Raw genomic sequence first — 965 nt, 5'->3', positions numbered from 1 at the left:
TCCGTTGTGAGTTCTTTCATATCCACGAAAGACAAGGCGGTGAAGCAGGCGAAAATGAACAGGTCTCGCACCAATGCGAGGGTGGGGTTGTCAAACTCGTGCGCCATGATTCTTTTGATTTCGTCCTCTGTCAGATATTCCCGTTCCTTAACATTCGGGCTGATATGGAACTGCGCAAACGGATTTCTCGGTATCAGTCCGTTATAGTGCGCACGCATGACCACGCCTTTCAGCCACATGCAGTTCAGCCAGATGGTGGCGTTTTTCAGTCCCCGTTCAGCTGTAAGATAAGCCGCAAACTCCTTGATGAAGTCGGGCGTAAGTTCCAGCATGGACATATCCGTCCGCCTGTAGAACGACTTGATAAAGGCTGCGACATAATTTCTTGCCCTTACCATGACCTTGTATGTGCCGATGCTGCGGTCTTTGCCGACACGTTTCAGGAAGCTGGCGCAATCCTTGTCAAAAGCCTTTATCAGTGTCTCATACTCGCTTCCTACCCCTTGGTAGGCATTGCGCACCATTTCAGCCGTTACGTATGCCTCTCGGTCGGATATGCGCTGATAGTGCTTGATGATTTGCGCCTTGATGTTATCCAAAGCCTGATTGATGTTCCGTGCTTCGGCACTCTTGCCTTTGGCTCGGTTGCCTTTCGCATCCCAGAGGATTTTCGGGATGGTCTGCTTGCAACTGAACTGCGCCACAGTACCGTTGATTGTCACTCGTCCCATGATGGGGACAATACCGTCTTTCTCCTTGCTGCCGTTCACGTAGAACAGCACTTTGAATGTACTTCTTGCCATACTCGTTTTTTGTTTGCAAAGTTAAATATCAACGAGTTAGACCTTGATACGCAAATCGGTGACAAACGGTGCAATAGCATCTCTCATATGTTAAATCTTACTCTTTCACGGGTAATGATTTGCAAACCATTCTTCTTCTTAAATCCGCTTTTCTTTGCGTTT

1 protein-coding gene is annotated in these 965 nt (G+C 48.0%); it reads right to left on the bottom strand.

Translation table 11 applies throughout. From position 1 onward, the window contains the following. On the bottom strand, window positions 1-803 hold an 803-nt coding region (locus tag H8S52_RS19705; protein WP_186910412.1), incomplete at its 3' end, for a phage integrase SAM-like domain and Arm DNA-binding domain-containing protein. Between the last annotated feature and the right edge of the window lie 162 nt (window positions 804-965).

It is taken from the genome of Bacteroides sp. NSJ-48, from assembly GCF_014287405.1.
Classification (GTDB): Bacteria; Bacteroidota; Bacteroidia; order Bacteroidales; family Bacteroidaceae; genus Bacteroides; species Bacteroides stercoris.
Note: the sequence above shows the minus strand (reverse complement) of the source record. Positions and strands in the feature narration are given on the sequence as shown.